The 16924-nt window shown below is 72.5% G+C and carries 14 protein-coding genes and 1 pseudogene; 4 read left to right on the top strand and 11 right to left on the bottom strand.

The features are described 5' to 3' along the window. Positions 1 to 8: 8 nt before the first annotated feature. Positions 9 to 1283: pseudogene (locus Q3W68_RS09555) on the top strand (dihydrolipoamide acetyltransferase family protein); the annotation flags it as partial. Between the two features lie 117 nt (positions 1284 to 1400). On the opposite strand, the gene Q3W68_RS09560 reads toward Q3W68_RS09555, so the two are convergent. From Q3W68_RS09560 to Q3W68_RS09595, 8 genes are read right to left on the bottom strand one after another with little or no spacing between them, the layout of a single operon-like run. Further along, positions 1401 to 2156: an SDR family NAD(P)-dependent oxidoreductase gene (locus Q3W68_RS09560; protein WP_302905669.1), complete on the bottom strand. Its 756-nt coding sequence runs from the start codon at positions 2154 to 2156 to the stop codon at positions 1401 to 1403. After that, on the bottom strand, positions 2153 to 2977 hold the full coding sequence (locus tag Q3W68_RS09565) for an ATP-binding cassette domain-containing protein (protein WP_302905122.1): 825 nt from the start codon (positions 2975 to 2977) through the stop codon (positions 2153 to 2155). Before Q3W68_RS09565 ends, Q3W68_RS09560 begins: the two co-directional genes overlap by 4 nt. After that, on the bottom strand, positions 2974 to 3960 hold the full coding sequence (locus Q3W68_RS09570) for an ABC transporter ATP-binding protein (protein WP_302905123.1): 987 nt from the start codon (positions 3958 to 3960) through the stop codon (positions 2974 to 2976). The genes Q3W68_RS09565 and Q3W68_RS09570 overlap by 4 nt, the downstream gene beginning before the upstream one ends. Before the next feature lie 5 nt (positions 3961 to 3965). Further along, entirely contained in the window at positions 3966 to 4850 is an 885-nt protein-coding gene (locus Q3W68_RS09575; RefSeq protein WP_302905124.1) for an ABC transporter permease, read from the bottom strand. Further along, on the bottom strand, positions 4847 to 5791 hold the full coding sequence (locus Q3W68_RS09580; RefSeq protein ID WP_302905125.1) for an ABC transporter permease: 945 nt from the start codon (positions 5789 to 5791) through the stop codon (positions 4847 to 4849). The genes Q3W68_RS09575 and Q3W68_RS09580 overlap by 4 nt, the downstream gene beginning before the upstream one ends. A 22-nt stretch (positions 5792 to 5813) precedes the next feature. Further along, the gene (locus tag Q3W68_RS09585; protein WP_302905126.1) at positions 5814 to 7256 is read right to left on the bottom strand and encodes an aldehyde dehydrogenase family protein; all 1443 of its coding nucleotides are present in this window, start codon (positions 7254 to 7256) and stop codon (positions 5814 to 5816) included. Beyond that, the gene (locus Q3W68_RS09590; RefSeq protein WP_302905127.1) at positions 7253 to 8497 is read right to left on the bottom strand and encodes a M20 family metallopeptidase; all 1245 of its coding nucleotides are present in this window, start codon (positions 8495 to 8497) and stop codon (positions 7253 to 7255) included. Before Q3W68_RS09590 ends, Q3W68_RS09585 begins: the two co-directional genes overlap by 4 nt. A gap of 11 nt (positions 8498 to 8508) precedes the next feature. Further along, positions 8509 to 10035 (bottom strand): PLP-dependent aminotransferase family protein, encoded by a 1527-nt coding sequence (locus Q3W68_RS09595; protein WP_302905128.1) that lies wholly within the window; start codon positions 10033 to 10035, stop codon positions 8509 to 8511. Between the two features lie 185 nt (positions 10036 to 10220). On the opposite strand from Q3W68_RS09595, the gene Q3W68_RS09600 reads away from it, so the two are divergent. Genes Q3W68_RS09600 through Q3W68_RS09610 form a run of 3 tightly spaced genes read left to right on the top strand, consistent with a single transcriptional unit; the run spans position 10221 to position 13293 of the window. After that, complete coding sequence (locus Q3W68_RS09600; RefSeq protein WP_302905129.1) at positions 10221 to 11309, top strand: 3-isopropylmalate dehydrogenase; 1089 nt, start codon at positions 10221 to 10223, stop codon at positions 11307 to 11309. 18 nt (positions 11310 to 11327) lie between these two features. Next, positions 11328 to 11846, top strand: coding sequence for an SUMF1/EgtB/PvdO family nonheme iron enzyme (locus Q3W68_RS09605; RefSeq protein ID WP_302905670.1), 519 nt, complete (start codon positions 11328 to 11330; stop codon positions 11844 to 11846). Beyond that, entirely contained in the window at positions 11776 to 13293 is a 1518-nt protein-coding gene (locus Q3W68_RS09610; RefSeq protein WP_302905130.1) for an ABC transporter substrate-binding protein, read from the top strand. Before Q3W68_RS09605 ends, Q3W68_RS09610 begins: the two co-directional genes overlap by 71 nt. Before the next feature lie 705 nt (positions 13294 to 13998). Here Q3W68_RS09610 and Q3W68_RS09615 read toward each other — a convergent pair. From Q3W68_RS09615 to Q3W68_RS09625, 3 genes are all read right to left on the bottom strand, one after another. After that, complete coding sequence (locus tag Q3W68_RS09615; RefSeq protein WP_302905131.1) at positions 13999 to 15462, bottom strand: P1 family peptidase; 1464 nt, start codon at positions 15460 to 15462, stop codon at positions 13999 to 14001. 191 nt (positions 15463 to 15653) lie between these two features. Then, positions 15654 to 16370 (bottom strand): FadR/GntR family transcriptional regulator, encoded by a 717-nt coding sequence (locus tag Q3W68_RS09620; RefSeq protein ID WP_302905132.1) that lies wholly within the window; start codon positions 16368 to 16370, stop codon positions 15654 to 15656. Positions 16371 to 16484: 114 nt separating this feature from the next. After that, on the bottom strand, positions 16485 to 16895 hold the full coding sequence (locus Q3W68_RS09625) for an Asp23/Gls24 family envelope stress response protein (RefSeq protein WP_302905133.1): 411 nt from the start codon (positions 16893 to 16895) through the stop codon (positions 16485 to 16487). Between the last annotated feature and the right edge of the window lie 29 nt (positions 16896 to 16924).

The raw sequence follows: 16924 nt of genomic DNA on the forward strand, positions 1-16924 counted from the left end.
AGGTACCCGTGACCGTTCAGCAGTTCCGCCTGCCCGACGTGGGCGAGGGCCTCACCGAGGCCGAGATCGTCACCTGGCGGGTCGCCCCGGGCGATCCGGTCCGCCTCAACGACGTCCTGGTGGACATCGAGACCGCCAAGGCCGTGGTCGAGCTGCCCAGCCCGTACGCCGGTGTGGTGGACCGCCTGCTCGCCGAGGAGGGGCAGACCGTCGACGTCGGCTCGCCCATCATCGCGATCCGGGTGGCGGGCGACGGCCCCGCGGCCCCGCCCGCCGACGAGCCCGCGGCCCCGCCGCCGGACGCCGACGAGCCGGCGGCGGAGCGTACCGCTGTGCTCGTGGGCTACGGCGTGTCCGCCCAGGCGCGGACCCGCCGGCCACGTCGCGGGACGCCGTCCACCCGCCCGGCCGACACCTCCCGCCCGCCGCACACGTCCCGGCCGCCGGTGCTCACCAAGCCGCCGCTGCGCAAGCTCGCGAAGGACCTCGGCGTGGAACTGGCGGAGGTACGCGGCAGCGGCCCCGGCGGCCGGATCACGCGTCAGGACCTGCTCGACCACACCACCGGCCCGGCGCCGGCGGCCGACCACCGGCGGGACGAGCGCACTCCCGTCCGCGGGGTGCGCAAGGCGACCGCCGCCGCCATGGTCGCCAGCGCGTTCACCGCGCCGCACGTCACGGAGTTCCTCACCGTCGACATGACCGGCACCGTCGAGTTCGTGGACCGGCTGAAGCAGGACCCGGCCTTCCAGGGGGTGAAGGTCAGCCCGCTGCTCGTGGCGTCGCTCGCGGTGCTGGACGCCGTCCGCCGGTACCCGGACGTCAACGCCCGCTGGGACGAGGAGAACCAGGAGATCGTCCGGTTCGCCGACGTCAACCTGGGCATCGCCGCCGCGACGCCGCGCGGCCTGCTGGTGCCGAACGTCAAGGCCGCGCAGAACCTTCCGGTACGCGATCTCGCGGTCGCCCTGAACGAGCTGGCGGCCACCGCGCGGGAGGGCCGCACCCGTCCCGCCGACCTGTCCGGCGGAACGATCACCATCACCAACATCGGGGTGTTCGGTGTGGACGCCGGCACCCCGATCCTCAACCCGGGTGAGGCGGCGATCCTCTGCCTCGGCGCGCTGCGCCGGATGCCGTGGGTGGTCGACGAGCAGGTCGTCCCCCGGTGGACGGTGCAGTTGTCGCTGTCGTTCGACCACCGGCTGGTGGACGGCGAACTGGGCAGCCGGGTGCTCGCCCACGTCGGGCGGTTCCTGGAGGACCCGCTGTGGGGCCTGGCCTGCGCTGAGGCCCCGGTAGCCGGACGGCGCGTGGACGGACAACGGGTCCGTCCACGCGCCGCAGTTCGTCCGATGCCCCTCTCACTGGAGGTCCGCCGGAGGGCGGCCGCGTACGCCTCAGCCGGCCGTGGTGCCGCCGTCGAGGACGAGCGTGTGGCCCGTGATCATCCGCGCCTCGTCGCTGGCGAGGAACACCACAGCGTCGGCGGAGTCGCGCGGCGTCGCCATGCGGCCCAGCGGGATCGACGCCCGGAAGTTCTCCCGGGCGCTGTCCGGCACGTCCCCCATGCCGCCCAGGAACGCCGAGAGCATCGGCGTCTCGGTGGCCGCCGGGGCGATCGCGTTGACCCGGATGCCGTGCGGAGCCAGCTCCAGTGCCAGCGCCTTCATCAGTCCGATGACGCCGTGCTTGGCGGCGGTGTACGGCGCGTACCGGGGGCGGGCGATGACCGCCTGGAGCGACGCGGTGAACACGATCGCGCCGCCACCGGCCTCGATCAGCGCGGGCGCGGCGGCCTGCGCGGTCCAGAACGCCCCCTTGAGGTTCACGTCGACCACGCGGTCCAGCGTCGCCTGGTCCACCTCGTCGACCGGGCCGGTGAACGGCGTACCGGCGTTGGCGTGCATGAGGTCGAGCCGGCCGAACCGCTCGACGGCGGTCTCCACGGCGGCGCGGCAGTCAGCGGCCCGGGTGACGTCGCACGCCACGCCGACCACGGCGGACCCGAACCCGGCGGCCGCCTCGGCGGCGCGGTCGCCGTCGAGGTCGGCGATGACCACGCGCGCGCCCTCCTCGACGAGCCGGCCGACGGTGGCCAGTCCGATGCCGCTGGCGCCTCCGGTGACGACGGCGACGCGGTCAACCAACCTCATGTGCTGCTCCTGTTGAATCGGTCCAGGAGGTCGCCGCTCAGGGTGGGCACCGCGGACAGCAGCCTCTGGGTGTAGGGGTGCCGGGGGTCGGAGTAGATCGAGTCGGTCTCACCCGTCTCGACGATCCGGCCCTGGTTCATCACCGCGATCCGGTCGCAGAGGTACCGGACGACGGACAGGTCGTGGGAGACCAGGATCAGGGTCAGCTTGAACTGCTCGGCCAGGTCGGTGAGCAGGTTGAGGATCTGCGCGCGCACCGAGACGTCGAGCGCGCTGACCGGCTCGTCCCCCACGATGACCTTCGGCCCGGCCGCGAGGGCGCGGGCGATCGCGATGCGCTGCCGCTGGCCGCCGGAGAACTGGTGCGGGTAGCGGGTCACCGCCTCCTCGGGCAGGCCCACCGAGTGCATCAGCTCGGCCACGCGGGCCCGGTGGTCGCCGGGCAGGCGCAGCGCGCGCATCGGCTCCGCGATGATGTCCGCGACGCGCATGCGCGGGTTCAGCGACGACATCGGGTCCTGGAGCACCATCTGCACGTCGCGGCGCAGGAACCCGAGCCGCCGCTCCGGTACGCCGCTGATCCGCTGCCCCTGGTAGAACGCGGTGCCGGACGTGGGCTGGTCGAGGGCCATGAGGATGCGCGACAGCGTGGACTTGCCGGAGCCGCTCTCCCCCACGATGCCGAACGCCTCGCCCTCGTGGACCTGCACGCTCACGCCGTCGAGCGCGCGGATCGGCTGGCCCGGCGTACGCAGCGACCGCCGCGGGGCGCGGTACTCGCGCACCACGTCGACGGCTTCCAGCAACGGGGTGTTGGTCATGCGCTGGCCTTCCCGCTTCCTAGGGGCTGGTCGCTCTCGATCGGGTGGTGACAGGCCGCCCGCTGGGTGCTGCCGGGCGGCGCGGTCAGCAGCGGCACGGTCGCGCAGACGTCGTCGGCGCGCGGGCAGCGGTTGCGGTACACGCAGCCGGTGGGGAACGACCCGAGCGACGGGACGCGGCCCGGGATGGTGGACAGCCGGCCACTGCCGTCGGTGCTCTCCAGCACCGTGGACGCCCGCAGGCCCGCCGTGTACGGGTGCCGGGGCGAGTCGAACACGGTGGCCACGTCGCCGTGCTCGACGATCGAGCCGCCGTACATGACGAGCAGTTCCTCGCAGATGCTGGCGACGACCGGCAGGTCGTGCGTGATGAGCAGCAGCGACGCGCCCTCCTCGCGCACCAGCGTGTCCATCAGCCGCAGCATCTCCGCCTGCACCGTCACGTCCAGCGCCGTGGTGGGCTCGTCCGCGACCAGCACGGCCGGGTCGCACGCCAGCGCGATGGCGAGCACGACGCGCTGGCGCTGGCCGCCGGAGAGCTGGTGCGGGTACTTGCGCGCGGTCCGGTCGGGCTCGGGCAGCTGGACCCGTTCGAGCAGTTCGACGGCGCGGGCGGAGGCCGCCGCGCGGTTCATCCCCTTGTGCAGCCGCAGCGACTCGGCGACCTGGTTGCCGACCCGCATCAGCGGGTTGAGCGCCGTCATCGGCTCCTGGAACACCATGGCGATGTCGTTGCCGCGGACGGCGCACATCTCCTTGTCGGACAGGTCGAGCAGGTTCCGGCCGTTGAGCAGCACCCGGCCGGTCGCCGTCACGCCGTGGGGCAGCAGGCCCATCAGCGCGAGCGCGGTCAGGGACTTGCCGCAGCCGGACTCGCCGATGAGCCCCATCCGGCGGCCCCGCCCGATCTCGAACGAGACGCCCTTGACGGCCTGGATGTCGTGGACCTTGACGACGAGGTCCTCCACCACGAGCCCGCTCACGCCGGTCACCGTCCTCTCAGCCGCGGGTCGAGGGCGTCGCGCAGCCCGTCGCCCATGAGGTTGAAACCGAGCACCGACAGGGCGATGGCCAGACCGGGCCAGACAGCGAGCATCGGCTGCACGACGAAGTAGTTCTGGGCCTCCTGGAGCATCCGGCCCCAGGTGGGCGTCGGTGGCGGCGTGCCGTACCCGAGGTAGGACAGCGCCGCCTCGGCGAGCACCGCGTGCGCGAACGACACCGACGCCTGCACGATGAGCAGGGCCGCGATGTTCGGCAGCACGTACCGCACCATGAGCACCACGCCCCGGCGGCCGTAGCTGCGCGCGGCCAGCACGAAGTCGCTCTGCAGCACCTGCATCGCGCCGGCCCGGGTGAGGCGGCCGAACACCGGGACGTTGGCGACGCCGATCGCGATCATGCCGGTGAGCGTGGAGGCGCCGAAGCCGGCCGCCAGGATGATCGCCAGCAGGATGGCCGGGAAGGCGAACACGATGTCCAGCGCCCGCATCACCGGCTCGCTGAGCCACCGGTGCCCGGTGGCGGCGAGCAGACCCAGCGGTACGCCGACCGCCGCGGCGATCGCGACGGCGACGACACCGACGAACAGTGTGGTCCGCGCGCCGACGAGGAGCTGGCTGACGATGTCCCGGCCGAAGTGGTCGGTGCCGAGCCAGTGGTCCCCGCCCGGGGAGAGCAGCGTCTGGGACGGGTCGACCCGGGTGGGGTCGTACGGCGTCCAGAGGAACGACACCAGCGCGGTGAGGACGACCAGACCCACCAGGCCGGCGCCGATCACCAGCGTCAGGTTCCAGCGGCGGCGCGGCTTGACGGTGCCGGACGCGACGACGTCGGCGGTGGCGTCCGGTGGGGCGTCGGCGACCGATGTCATGCCTTGCTCCTCAGCCTGGGGTCGACCGCGTGGTACACCACGTCGACGACGAAGTTGATCAGAAGCACCGCGGCCGTCAGCACCATCACGGTGCCCTGCACCTTCAGCAGGTCGCGGTTGCCCACGTCCTGCAGCAGCATCCGGCCGAGACCGGGCAGGCCGAAGACGTTCTCGATCACGACGGTGCCGATGAGCAGCGTCGCGAGCTGCAGACCGAGGACGGTGATGACCGGGATGGCCGCGTTGCGCAGCGCGTGCCGGGTCAGCGCCTGCGAACGGCTGAGGCCCTTGGCCCGCGCGGTCTGGATGAAGTCCTCCTGCATGACCTCGACCACCGCGGACCGGACGTAGCGCATCAGGATCGCGCCCTGGGCCACGCCCAGGACGAGCGCCGGCATCAGCAGGGCCTGGACGGCGCCGCCGACGTCGTCCCATCCGGTGAACCCGCCGGCGGGCAGCCACTGCAACTTCACCGCGAACACGGTGATGAGCAGGATGCCGAGCCAGAACGACGGAACGGCGATACCGACCTGGCTGAGCGCGGACAGCGCCGTCCCGATCGCGGTACGGCTCTTGACCGCGGCGAGGATGCCCAGCGGCACGGCGATGAGCAGTGCCAGCGTCATCCCGGCCAGGATGAGCGGCACCGTGACGCCGAGCTTGTCGGCGATCTCCGAGCCGACCGACACTCCGCTGAGCGGCGAGATGCCGAAGTCACCGCGGATCAGGCCGCCGGCCCAGTCGAGGTACCGCTCGGCGAACGGCCGGTTCGTCCCGAACTGCTCCCGCAGCGCCTCCAGCGCCTCCGGCGTGGCGTTCACGCCGAGCATCGCCTGCGCCTGGTCGCCCGGCAGCAGCGCCAGCATCGTGAAGACGAGGATGGACGCGGCGAACAGCGATACCGCGAGGATGGCCAGCCGCCGGACGAAGTAGATCACCATGCGTGTGTGCTCCCACTCCGAGTCATGGCCTGATCATCACCATCTTGGTCACGGTCAGCTCCTCCATGGCGAAGCGCGGTCCCTCCCGGCCGATGCCGGAGTCCTTGACGCCGCCGTACGGCATGTTGTCGGCGCGGAAGCCGGGCACCTCGTTGACCAGCACACCACCGACGTCGAGGCGGCGCACGACGTCGAGCGCGACCGCCAGGTCACGGGTGAAGACGGCGGCCTGAAGCCCGTAGCGGGACCGGTTGACCAGCTCGACCGCCGCGTCCATGTCCGGCACCGACCGGACGCAGACCACCGGACCGAAGATCTCCTCCGCCCAGCACTCGGCGTCCTCGGGGACGTCGACGAGCACCGTCGGCTGCAGCACCCGGCCCCGCGCCGTACCGCCGGCCAGGCAGCGCGCCCCGGCGGCGACCGCCCGGTCCACCCACGAGTGGACCCGCTCGGTGGACGCCTCGTCCACCAGGGCGGACACGCGGGTGTCGGCGGAGCGGGGGTCGCCGGTGGTGACTGTGGCCAGCAGTGGCCGGAGGCGTTCCAGCAGCGCCTCGCGGACCGGCTCCTCGACGATCACCCGCTGCACGCTGATGCACGCCTGGCCGGAGGCGTAGAACCCGCCGCGTACGACCGCTTCGGCGGCCCGGTCGAGGTCGGCGTCGCGGCCGACGACGAGCGCCGCGTTGGACCCGAGTTCCAGCAGCACCTTGCGCGGGGCCGCGGCGCGGGCGATCTGGTGGCCGACGTGCGCCGACCCGGTGAAGGACACGGCGGCGACGCCGGGGTGCGTGGTCAGGAGCTTGCCGACCTCGACGCCACCGGTGACGAGCTGGACCCCGGCGGCCGGGCAGCCCGCCCGGCGGAACAGGTCGACGAGCACCAGCGTGGCCAGCGGCGTGTTCGGCGCCGGCTTGACGATCACCGGGCAGCCGGCCGCTACCGACGGCGCGACTTTGTGGGCGGCCAGCAGCAGCGGGTAGTTGAACCCGGTGATGCCGACGACGACGCCGACCGGGCGGCGTACCCAGAAACCGAGCATGCCCTCGCCGGCCGGCTGCATGTCCAGCGCCACCGTCTCGCCGGTGAGGTGCCCGACCTCCTCGGCCGCCGTCTCCAGCGTGACGAGCGTGCGGGCGACCTCGACCCGGCAGTCGACGAGCGGCTTGCCGGTCTCCAGGACCAGCAGTTCGGCCAGCGAGTCGGCGCGGGCGCGCACCTCGGCGGCGACAGTCGTCAGGATCGCGCGCCGCCGGTGGCCGGGCAGGCCGGCCATCTCCGCGGCGACCTCCCGCGCGGCGTCGACAGCCGCCTCGGCGTCGGCGGCGGCGCCCCACGGCGCCTGGGTAACGGTGCTGCCGTCGTACGGGAAGCGCACCGGCGCGGTCTGCGCGGTGGTGGTCCAGCCGGCGCCGATCGGCAGGCCGGTGGGCAGCGCGGTCAGCAGCTCCTGCGCGGTCACGACGCCGCACCCGCCCGGGCGCCGGTGGCCCCGGTGAGGAAGGCCAGCGCCGCCTCGGCGTAGACCTTCGTCTTGCGGACGATGTCGTCGACCTCGACGTACTCGTCGGGCTGGTGGGCGATCCACTTCGGGCCCGGGCCGTACACCACGTTCGGGATGCCGCTGTCGCGCCACAGGATCGTGCCGTCGGTCGCGCCGGGCACGCCGCCGAAGACGGGCTCGGTGCCGGTGACCGAGCGGTGCGCCTCGGCCACGGCGAGCGAGACCGGGTGGTCCTCCGGGGTGACCGCGCACGGCCGGTCGTCGACGACCTCGACGGCGAAGGTGACGCCGTGCCGGGCGCCGATGGCGTCGGCGTCGGAGCGGACGCGCGCGGCGAGGGCGGCGTGGTCGACGCCGGGTACGGTCCGGCAGTCCACGCCGAGCACGGCACGGCCGGGGATGACGTTCAGCTGGTCGGCGGAGCCGGCGTCCAGGACCGTCGGGGTCAGGTACGTCAGGCCGAGGTGCACGTGCTCACCCGGGTCGGCCTGCAGCTCCTTCTGGAACCGGCCGAGCGCGGCGACCAGTTCGGCCACGGCGGGGACGGGGTTGCGGCCGTGCTGCGGCATCGCGCCGTGCGCCATCTTGCCGGTGCAGGTGACCAGCAGCCGGACGGCGCCCTTGGCGACCGCGCAGATCTCCTCCGCCTCCGGCTCGCAGACGATCGCGGCGTCCACCTCGCGGGCGAGCGCGGTGGTGGTGAAGTGCTTCGCCCCGAGCATCTGGCCCTCCTCGTCCACCAGGGCCGCCACCACGATCCGGCCCGGGAACGGCCCGGCCAGCTCGACGGCCCGGGTCGCGTGGATCATCGCGGCGACACCGGCCTTCATGTCGGCGGAGCCGCGACCGTACAGACGCCCGTCGACGATGTCGCCGCCGAACGGGTCGACGGTCCACTCCTGGGGAGAGCCTTCGGTGACGACGTCGGTGTGCCCCTCGAACATCAGCGTCGGGCCGGGCAGGCCGCCCTCCACCACCGCTACGACGTTGGGCCGCCCGGGAACCACCTCGGTGACCTCCGGCCGCCAGCCGAAGCCCCGCATGACCTGCGCGACGAGTTCCGCCACGGGCTGCTCGCTCCGCCCCTGCGCGGCGTCCCAGGTCGAGGGGATGCGGACCAGGTCCTGCGTGAGCGACACGACGGCTTGCTCGTCCACGAGATGGCCGGCGCGGAGGGAGGCGTGGGTGTCCGACGTCATGGCGTCGGAGGTTACGAACTCCGACCCCGGAGGGGAACGTCCAGTTTCCGGGTCGGCGGGGGTACCAGTCGCGGGCGGACCTGGTCTTCTACGGCCTCGGCGACCCGCCGCACCCCCTCGTCGATGCGGTCCAGCGGCATCACCTGGTACCCCAGGCGCAGGTGGTGACGTGGTGCCGGCCGGGTCGCCCAGTACGGCGCGCCGGGGTCGAGCAGGACGCCCTGCCGGCGCAGCTCGCGGGCCAGTTCCCCGGCGTCCAGCCCGGGCGGGCCGGTCAGCCACCGGGCCAGTCCGCCGCGCGGCACCGGCTGCGGTCCCCAGCGCACGTGCCGCTCGACCGCCCGCACCATCTCCTCGTACAGCCCCTGGTAGTGGGCGCGCACGCGGCGCACGTGGCGGGCCAGGTCCCGGCTGGCGATCATCTGCGCGAGGGCACGTTGCATCGGGCCGGGCGGGTGACGCAGCACGTACCGGGAGCGGGCCCGCATGGCGTCCACGAGCGCCGGGGACGCCACCACGTAGCCGAGCCGCAGCCCCGGCGCCAGCAGCTTGCTGAAGCTCCCCAGGTAGACGACGCGGTCCTCGTCGTCGAGCGCCCGCACCGCCACCGCCGGCATCCCCCGGAACGTCATCTCCGGGTCGTAGTCGTCCTCGACCACGACCGCGTCCGCCGCGCCGGCCCGGCGCAGCAGCTCCTCGCGGCGGGACGCCGACATGGTCGCGCCGGTCGGGTACTGGTGGCTCGGCGTCACGTACACGAGCTGGGCACCGTGCAGGTCGGCCGGCAGGTCCTCGACGACCAGGCCGTCCTCGTCGACCCGGCCGGGCACCACGTCGGCGCCGGCCATCTGCATGATCGTCCGCGCGTCGGGGTAGCCGGGATCCTCGACGAGCACCACGCTGCCCGGCCGGACGAGGACGCTCGCCAGCAGGTGCAGCGCGTGCGTCGAGCCCAGCGTGATCATCACCTGGTCCGGGTGGGCGGAGATGCCGCGCGCGGGCAGCACGTGCTCGCAGAGCTGACGCACCAGCTCCGGGTCGTCGGCCTGGCCGGCGTCCCCGATGACTCGGGACAGCCCGTCCTGCCGCAGCGCCTCACGCTGCGCCCGTTCCCACGCGCCGATCGGGAACATGGAGGGGTCGGGCTGGCCGACCACGAAGGGGAACGGCGCCCGCGCCCAGGCCGGATCCCGGTGCACAGGTGTGGGGGGCGGTTCCGGCAGCCGCGCCGCCCAGTCGATCGGCTGCATCGGGGAGCGGGCGGTCCGCCGCGCGGCCCGCATCCGCACCACCGCGTCGGAGGAGACGTAGAGACCGCGCCGCGGGACGGTCACGATCAGGCCCTGCTCCATGAGCCGGTCGTACGCGGTCAGCACCGTGTTCCGGGAGACGCCGAGCGCCTCGGCCAGGCGGCGCGTGCTCGGCAGCGGGCCGTCGTCGTACTGCCCGGCGAGGATGGCGTCCTCGAGCCCGGTGATGATCTGCTCGTAGAGCGGAACCGTGCTCTGCGGGTTGACCGGCAGCAGGAAATCCGCCACCTCGACCTCCCACTCCCGCGGGGGTCTCGCCTCGTCCCGTCGTCGTACGCCCTGCACACGCCCTACGCGTCCCGCTGGTACTAGCCTAGCCGGAGACCTGGACCTGTTGCGGAGGGCCCGTTCCCGCCACGCTTGGCCGGGCGATGGCAGGTGACGGTCTCCTGCACGCGGACAGGGGTGGACTCATGAGCGCCCAGCGAATCGCGCTGGTGCCCGGCGACGGCATCGGACCGGAGGTCACCGCGCAGGCGGTCAAGGCGTGCGACGCCGCCGCCCGACGGTTCGGGATCGACCTGGTCTGGGAAGACTACGAACTCGGCGCGGACTACTGGCGGATCACCGGCCAGGTCGTGCCGCCGGACGTGGAACAGGAACTGGCCAAGGCGGACGCCATTCTCTTCGGCGCCGTCGGCGACCCGTCGGTGCCGCCCGGCGTGCTCGAACGCGGCCTGGTCATCCACCTGCGGACCGCGTTCGACCAGTACGTGAACCTGCGGCCGGTCAAGCTGCTGCCAGGTGTGCCCTCGCCCATCGGCGGACTCCGCCCGGAGCAGTGCGACCTGGTGATCCTGCGGGAGAACACCGAGGGCGCCTACGTCGGCGCCGGCGGCTTCATCCACCGGGGCGGGCCGGACGAGATCGCCACCCAGGAGTCGGTGAACACCCGCAAGGGCGTCGAACGCCTCATCCGGCACGGCTTCCGGCTGGCCCTGGGCCGCCGCAAGCACGTCACGCTGGTGCACAAGGCGAACATCCTGACGTACGCCGGCGACCTGTGGCAGCGGACCTTCGAGGAGGTCGCGGCGGAGTATCCGGACATCGAGGTGGACTACGTGCACGTCGACGCGATGTGCCTCTACCTGGTGACGCAGCCGGAGCGGTTCGACGTGGTGGTCACCGACAACCTGTTCGGCGACATCATCACCGACCTGGGCGCGGCGGTGCAGGGCGGTCTCGGGCTGGCCGCGAGCGGCAACCTCAACCCGACCGGGTCGGCGCCGAGCATGTTCGAGCCGGTGCACGGCTCCGCGCCGGACATCGCCGGCCGCGGCTGGGCCAACCCCGCGGGCTCGATCCTCAGCGCCGCCCTGATGCTGGAGCACCTGGGCCACACCGAGGCGGCCCGCTGCCTGGAGGACGGCGTGAAGGCGGTGCTGCCGCGCCTGGGCGCCATGCGCGGGCCAGAGATGGGCATGTCGACCGAGGACTTCGGCGACGCGGTCGCCGCCGTCATCGGCGAGGGCGCGTACCAGGCGGACGCCCTGCCGGCGTAGCGCGGGTGTGAGCACCGGATCGGATCGTCGACGGCGGCGGGGGCGGCACCCCGCCGCCGTCGCCGTGTTGCGCGCCGAAGCACCCCGCCCGCAGGCACCGCTCCGGTCACCGCGTCTCCGCCGAACGGCTACGGCCCGTACGCCGTCGCGGGCAACCTTCGGGAACTCACGGCCGAACCCTGGCGCGACCGTCGAGGACGCATCTCACCTGGTGAGAGCGCCATCCGGGGTGGCTCGTGCCGCTGCCACGGCTCTCGGTGCCACAGTTACCGCGTGGCAGCGCGGAGCCGGACCACAGTTGACTCCTCAAGTGGCGACACCGGATGCCGGCCGGCACGGTGGTCCGACGCCGATTGGTACCTGCCGACCGCGCTGAACTGGCCCTTTTGCATCCGGTACCACGCTCCTAGTGTCCCGCCTCACAGGCTACGAGCGCCCTTGGCGTTCTTCGCGATGGGACACACGAATGAATCGGCTGAAGATAACGCTGCCCGCCGTGCTGCTCGCCACGGCGCTGGCTCTGACCGCGTGCAGTAGCGATGGTGACTCGGAGACCACCACCGGCGGTGGTTCCGGCAACGGTACGGTCACCCTCGGTGCCTACCTGGAGCCGGTGAGCCTCGACCTGACCGCCGAGGCCGGCGCCGCGATCCCCCAGGTCCTGCTCTACAACGTGTACGAGGGCCTCGTGCGCCAGAACGCGGACACCGGCGAGGTGGAGCCGCTGTTGGCCAGCGAGTGGAAGGTGTCCGACGACGGCACCAAGTACTCGTTCAAGCTCCGCGACAACGTGACCTTCCACGACGGCCAGAAGCTCACCGCGCAGGACGTGGTGTGGAGCTTCAAGCGGGTGACCGCCGAGGGCTCGACGAACCCGTTCAAGTCGCAGATGACAGTCGTGAAGACCGTCGAGGCCCCGGACGCGTCCACGGTGGACGTGACGCTGTCGCGGCCCAGTCAGAGCTGGCTGTTCGACGTCGCCGGCCGGGTCGGCGTGGTGCTCAAGGAGAACGCCACCGACCTGGGGACGAAGCCGAACGGCACCGGCCCGTTCAAGTTCGACAAGTGGAACCGCGGCGACAGCATCACGCTGGTCCGCCACGACGGCTACTGGGGTGAGAAGGCCAAGGTCGGCACCGCCGTCTTCCGGTACATCACCGACGCCAACGCGCTGAACAACGCGATGCTCTCCGGCCAGCTCGACATCGTGGCGAACATCCAGGCGCCGCAGCTGCTCGAGGTGTTCAAGGGCAACAAGCAGTTCGAGGTGGTCGAGGGCAAGACGACCGGTGAGGTCGTCCTGGCGATGAACAACGGCAAGGGCCCGCTGGCCGACGCCCGGGTGCGCCAGGCGATCCGCCACGCGATCGACCACGACGCGCTGATCAAGACCGTCTGGTCCGGGTACGGCACGAAGATCGGCAGCATGGTGCCGCCGAGCGACCCGTGGTACGAGGACCGCACCGGCGACTTCCCGCACGACCCCGCCAAGGCCAAGCAGCTGCTCGCCGAGGCCGGCCACGCCAACGGGCTCACCCTGACCATGGACGTCCCGCCGCCCGGCTACGCCCGCGCGTCCGCGCAGTTCGTCGCCTCGCAGCTCGCCGAGGTCGGCATCAAGGTGACCCAGAACAACGTCGAGATGCCGCAGTGGCTCGACAAGGTGTTCGGCAAGGCCAACTACGACCTGTCGATCATCGCGCACGTGGAGCCGCGTGACCTGGTCCGCTACGGCGAGCCGGGCTACTACCACCGCTACAAGAACCCGGCCGTCACGCAGCTCATGAACGAGGCCGACACGGCCCTGGACGCGGCGACCCGGGACAAGAAGTTCGCCGAGGCCGCGAAGGTCATCTCGCAGGAGGCCGCCAGCGACTGGCTGTTCCTGCTGCCGAACCTGGCGGTGATCCGCGACGGTGTCGAGGGCTACCCGAAGGACGCGGTGACCCAGTCCTTCGACGTCACCAAGGTCTCCAAGAAGTAACCGGCACACACGCAGAAGGACCTGGTGGGCTCCGCCCACCAGGTCCTTCTGCATCCCCACCCGCCCCACCCTCGCCCCGCCCCCGCCCCCGCCCCACTCCCCCGCGATCTTGCAGTTGCGGCCCTCGGTGTGGGGGATTCACCCCTTTCGCCGGGGCGCAAAGTGCAAGATCGACGGCCCGAGGGGGCCCCGGGGAGCTGTGGTTCTGCCGGTGCAGTGCGGCGACGGCGGGCGGGGCCGGCGAGGCGTCCGCCGGCCCGGGGCATGAGAAAGGCGAGGTGTCGTCGCAGACGTGGAAGCCTGCGTTGCCCGGACGCGAGGGCCCGACACGGGCATCGCCGAGCCAGGGCTGAACAACTCACGCGCAACCCCTGGTCCGGCGGCGGGGCGGCGCAGCAACGGGCCGAAGGCACGCGCGCTCCCCTCACCTGGCCGTAGGCGTCCAGCACGCGCAGGAGCTGTCCTGCTTCGAGGCGTGCGGCCCACGAACGGCCCCACCCCGTCGAGCTTGGAGTTGTGGCGCCCAGGATGCCCTGTAGGCGAAGCGTGCGAGGTGCCACAACTCCAAGATCTACGAGACGCGCCCCGGGCACGACGGGCAGGCGGGCCCGGGAACGACGTGAGGCGGGCCCCGTCCGGGTGGACGGAACCCGCCTCGATCGTCACGCGCCTACGGTGCCGGCGCGAGGTGAGACAGCGGCTGTGTCAGCTGAGCCGGCCCGTCGTCGCCCGGCGACGACCCCGCAGGTACATGCCCAGCAGGCCGACACCGAGGATGCCCGCGGCCAGCAGGCCCGTGGTCACGCCCGTGGAGAGCGTGGGACCGCCGGTGTTGCCGGAGGCGAGGACCATGCCGTTCTGCGACTCCTGCTGCGTGGTGTTGCCCGCCGGAGCGGCCTTCGGCTTCGGCTTGCCCTTGTCCTTGCCGTTGTCGGCACCGGCCGGCGCGGGGACCGGGGTCTGCGCCAGCGCCTGCGACGCCTGGGCGAAGGTCTCCGGCGTCACGTCCGGGGCGTTGCCCTGCGTACGCCACTGCTTGAGCTGCTTCATGTCCTTGCAGGCCGAGGGGTAGCGGTCGCAGTAGCTGGTGGTGTTGCCGATGCTCTCGGACGAGAGGACCGCCTTGGCGATGGCACGGGCGAGCGTGCTGGCGCCGGCGTTGAAGATGGCGTTCAGCTGACGGGTGTCGGCCGGGTCGTTGATCTGCAGCGCCTCGCCCTTGCCGGTGGACACCGCGAACACGGTGTCACCGTCGCCGAGCGTGTGGATCGGGCTGATCGCGCGCGCCATGCCGTCGTGCGCGTTGCCGGACATGCGCTGGGCGGCGGCCTTCTCCAGCGGAGCGTTGGTGGCCACCACGGCGATAGTGGTGTTGGCCGGCTGCTCGGCGGCGGCGGCCGGCGGGGTCGGCGGGTTGCACTCCTTCTTCTTGGGAGCCTTGTACCCGGCGAACTCGTTGCCGATGCCGTACTTGACGCCGTACAGGGTGCAGTCGGCCGGGTCGACCGGCGAGCCGGCCGGGTTGACGATCACCATCGCGCCGACGTAGATGCCGTCGCCGAGGTGCACGCTCGCGGTGCCGACGCCGCCGCGCAGGCCGCCACCACGGGCGCCGGTGCCGCCGCCGACGCCGCCCTGGCGGACCGGACCGTCCGACGTGGCCTGCGCCGCGAGGTAACCCCACTCGGCGGACGTGCGGGCCTTCGGGTCGCCGCCGCGGCCGAGGTCGAAGATGTCCGCGGCCGGCACGATCGGGGCCACGCCGCCGGCGCCGACACCGACGCCCTCGCGCCGGTCCTCCAGCCAGCGGATGATGCCGTTCGTGGCCGACAGCCCGTACATGCTGCTGCCGCCCAGCTGGATCGCGTTGACGCCCGGGTTGGAGTTGAGCGGGCTGAGCAGGTCGGTCTCCTTGGTGGCGGGGGCGCCACCACGCTGGTCCACACTCGCCACCGACATCTGCGGCATGTAGACGACCGAGGTGCCGGTCAGGTACGGAGCGGTGTCGGACTGGACCTGACCGACCCGGATGCCGGGGACGTCGGTGATGGCGTTGTGGGCGCCCGGGGCGCCGGCGGCGGGGTTGGCCGACGCGGGCGACGCGACGAGTACGAGTCCCGGACAGACCAGGGCTGCCGCGGCGAACGCGGCGAATCTGGACGACTTCATGCAGCTTCTCCCATGTGAAGCGGTGCGACCTCCGCCCCGGTCTGGGGCGGTCGATGCATTGGGCAACTGGTGGTCCCCCGTGGTACACGACGAGATGTGGGGGAGGCTACTGGTCAGACCAGTTGAAGGGAAGAGCCTGCCCAGCTGATGGCCGACTCGGATAATCCGAGGTCAGGCCACATCAGGCGGATTCAGAGCAATACGTCCACCATCGAGCGCCGCGCCTCCGGCACGTACTCGGCGTAGTAGCGGTGCAGCTCCTCGCGGGTCAGCCGGGTGACCTCGTCGGCGTCTCCGGCGCGCATCGCGTCGAGGACGCGGCGGTGGTGGGCCAGCGTGCGCTCCATCAGGGCCTCACGGTCCGGAGCCTCGGCGAGCTTGGTGGAGATCAGGTCCAGCACCATGCTCCGGACCGCGTCGAGGCAGAGCACGAGCAACTCGTTCCCGGACAGCCGGGCGACGTGCTCGTGGAAGCGGACGTCGGCCGCGCTGAAGGCCTCGTAGCCGTCGGCCACCGCGTCCCGCATGCCCGCCAGCGCCTGCTCCAGTTCGTCCAGCTCGGACGGTGACGCCATCCGGGCGGCGACGGAACCCGCAGCCGACTCGATGATCATCCGGAACTGGAGCAGTTCCGCCACGCCGAGCCGCCGGCTGTCCACGACCCGGGCGAACAGCTTGCGCATGGCCGAGGCGGTCGACGCGATCACCTGCGGCCCGAGCGGGTCACCGGGGCGCGAGCGGATCAGGCCGCTGCTCTCCAGCACGCGCAGCGCCTCACGCACCGTGGACCGGCTGACGTCGAACTGCGTCGTCAGCTCGCGCTCGCTCGGCAGCCGGTCCCCCGGCCGCAGGTCCCCGGCGGCGATCCGCTCCTCGACCTGCCGGACGATCCCCTCGTACGCCCTCACGGTGCGCACTGGAGCGAACGAGACAGCCTTCGGCATGGCGAACCTCCCGACGCACGGCGGCCTCGCGCCGCTGGGAACAACGGTACGGGCCGTGCGCCCGTCGGACGGGGAGGGTCAGGCTGCGGGAGGCGGCGAGCCCATCGCCACGTCGTCGACCTTGATGTTGATCTCGTCGACCCGCAGGCCGTACGCCTCGACGGCGGACGCGACAGCGATGCGTACCTCGTCGGTCACCTGCGGAACCGGGTGGCCGGCCTCGATCACGAGGACCAGGTTGATCACTGCGGCGCCGTTGGTGACGTGGGCCGTGCAGCCCCGCCGGGCGTCGCCGACCTGGTCGAGCCCGACCCGGTCGAGCACCGCGTTGAAGAACCGGGCCACGTCACCGCCCAGCTCGGCCACCCCGGGCACCCCTCGGGCGGCGGCCACCGCGATCTTCTCCACCACCTCGTCGGAGACGTGCGTGGTCCCGCCCGCCACCGCGTCCGGCGTCACCTGAAGTTCCTGGGTCGCCTCGTCAGCCATGCTCTCCCACCCGTCGCACCGCCCCGCGC

Origin of the sequence: Micromonospora sp. C28ISP2-4 (assembly GCF_030519385.1) — a bacterium.
Classification (GTDB): domain Bacteria; phylum Actinomycetota; class Actinomycetes; order Mycobacteriales; family Micromonosporaceae; genus Micromonospora; species Micromonospora tulbaghiae.

What these genes read in the sequence shown, in the direction of transcription:
- Q3W68_RS09560 (WP_302905669.1), bottom strand. Translation starts at nt 2,156, where the DNA reads ATGAGGTTGGTTGACCGCGTCGCCGTCGTCACCGGAGGCGCCAGCGGC.
- Q3W68_RS09565 (WP_302905122.1), bottom strand. Translation starts at nt 2,977, where the DNA reads ATGACCAACACCCCGTTGCTGGAAGCCGTCGACGTGGTGCGCGAGTAC.
- Q3W68_RS09575 (WP_302905124.1), bottom strand. Translation starts at nt 4,850, where the DNA reads ATGACATCGGTCGCCGACGCCCCACCGGACGCCACCGCCGACGTCGTC.
- Q3W68_RS09580 (WP_302905125.1), bottom strand. Translation starts at nt 5,791, where the DNA reads ATGGTGATCTACTTCGTCCGGCGGCTGGCCATCCTCGCGGTATCGCTG.
- Q3W68_RS09590 (WP_302905127.1), bottom strand. Translation starts at nt 8,497, where the DNA reads ATGACGTCGGACACCCACGCCTCCCTCCGCGCCGGCCATCTCGTGGAC.
- Q3W68_RS09600 (WP_302905129.1), top strand. Translation starts at nt 10,221, where the DNA reads ATGAGCGCCCAGCGAATCGCGCTGGTGCCCGGCGACGGCATCGGACCG.
- Q3W68_RS09610 (WP_302905130.1), top strand. Translation starts at nt 11,776, where the DNA reads ATGAATCGGCTGAAGATAACGCTGCCCGCCGTGCTGCTCGCCACGGCG.
- Q3W68_RS09615 (WP_302905131.1), bottom strand. Translation starts at nt 15,462, where the DNA reads ATGAAGTCGTCCAGATTCGCCGCGTTCGCCGCGGCAGCCCTGGTCTGT.
- Q3W68_RS09625 (WP_302905133.1), bottom strand. Translation starts at nt 16,895, where the DNA reads ATGGCTGACGAGGCGACCCAGGAACTTCAGGTGACGCCGGACGCGGTG.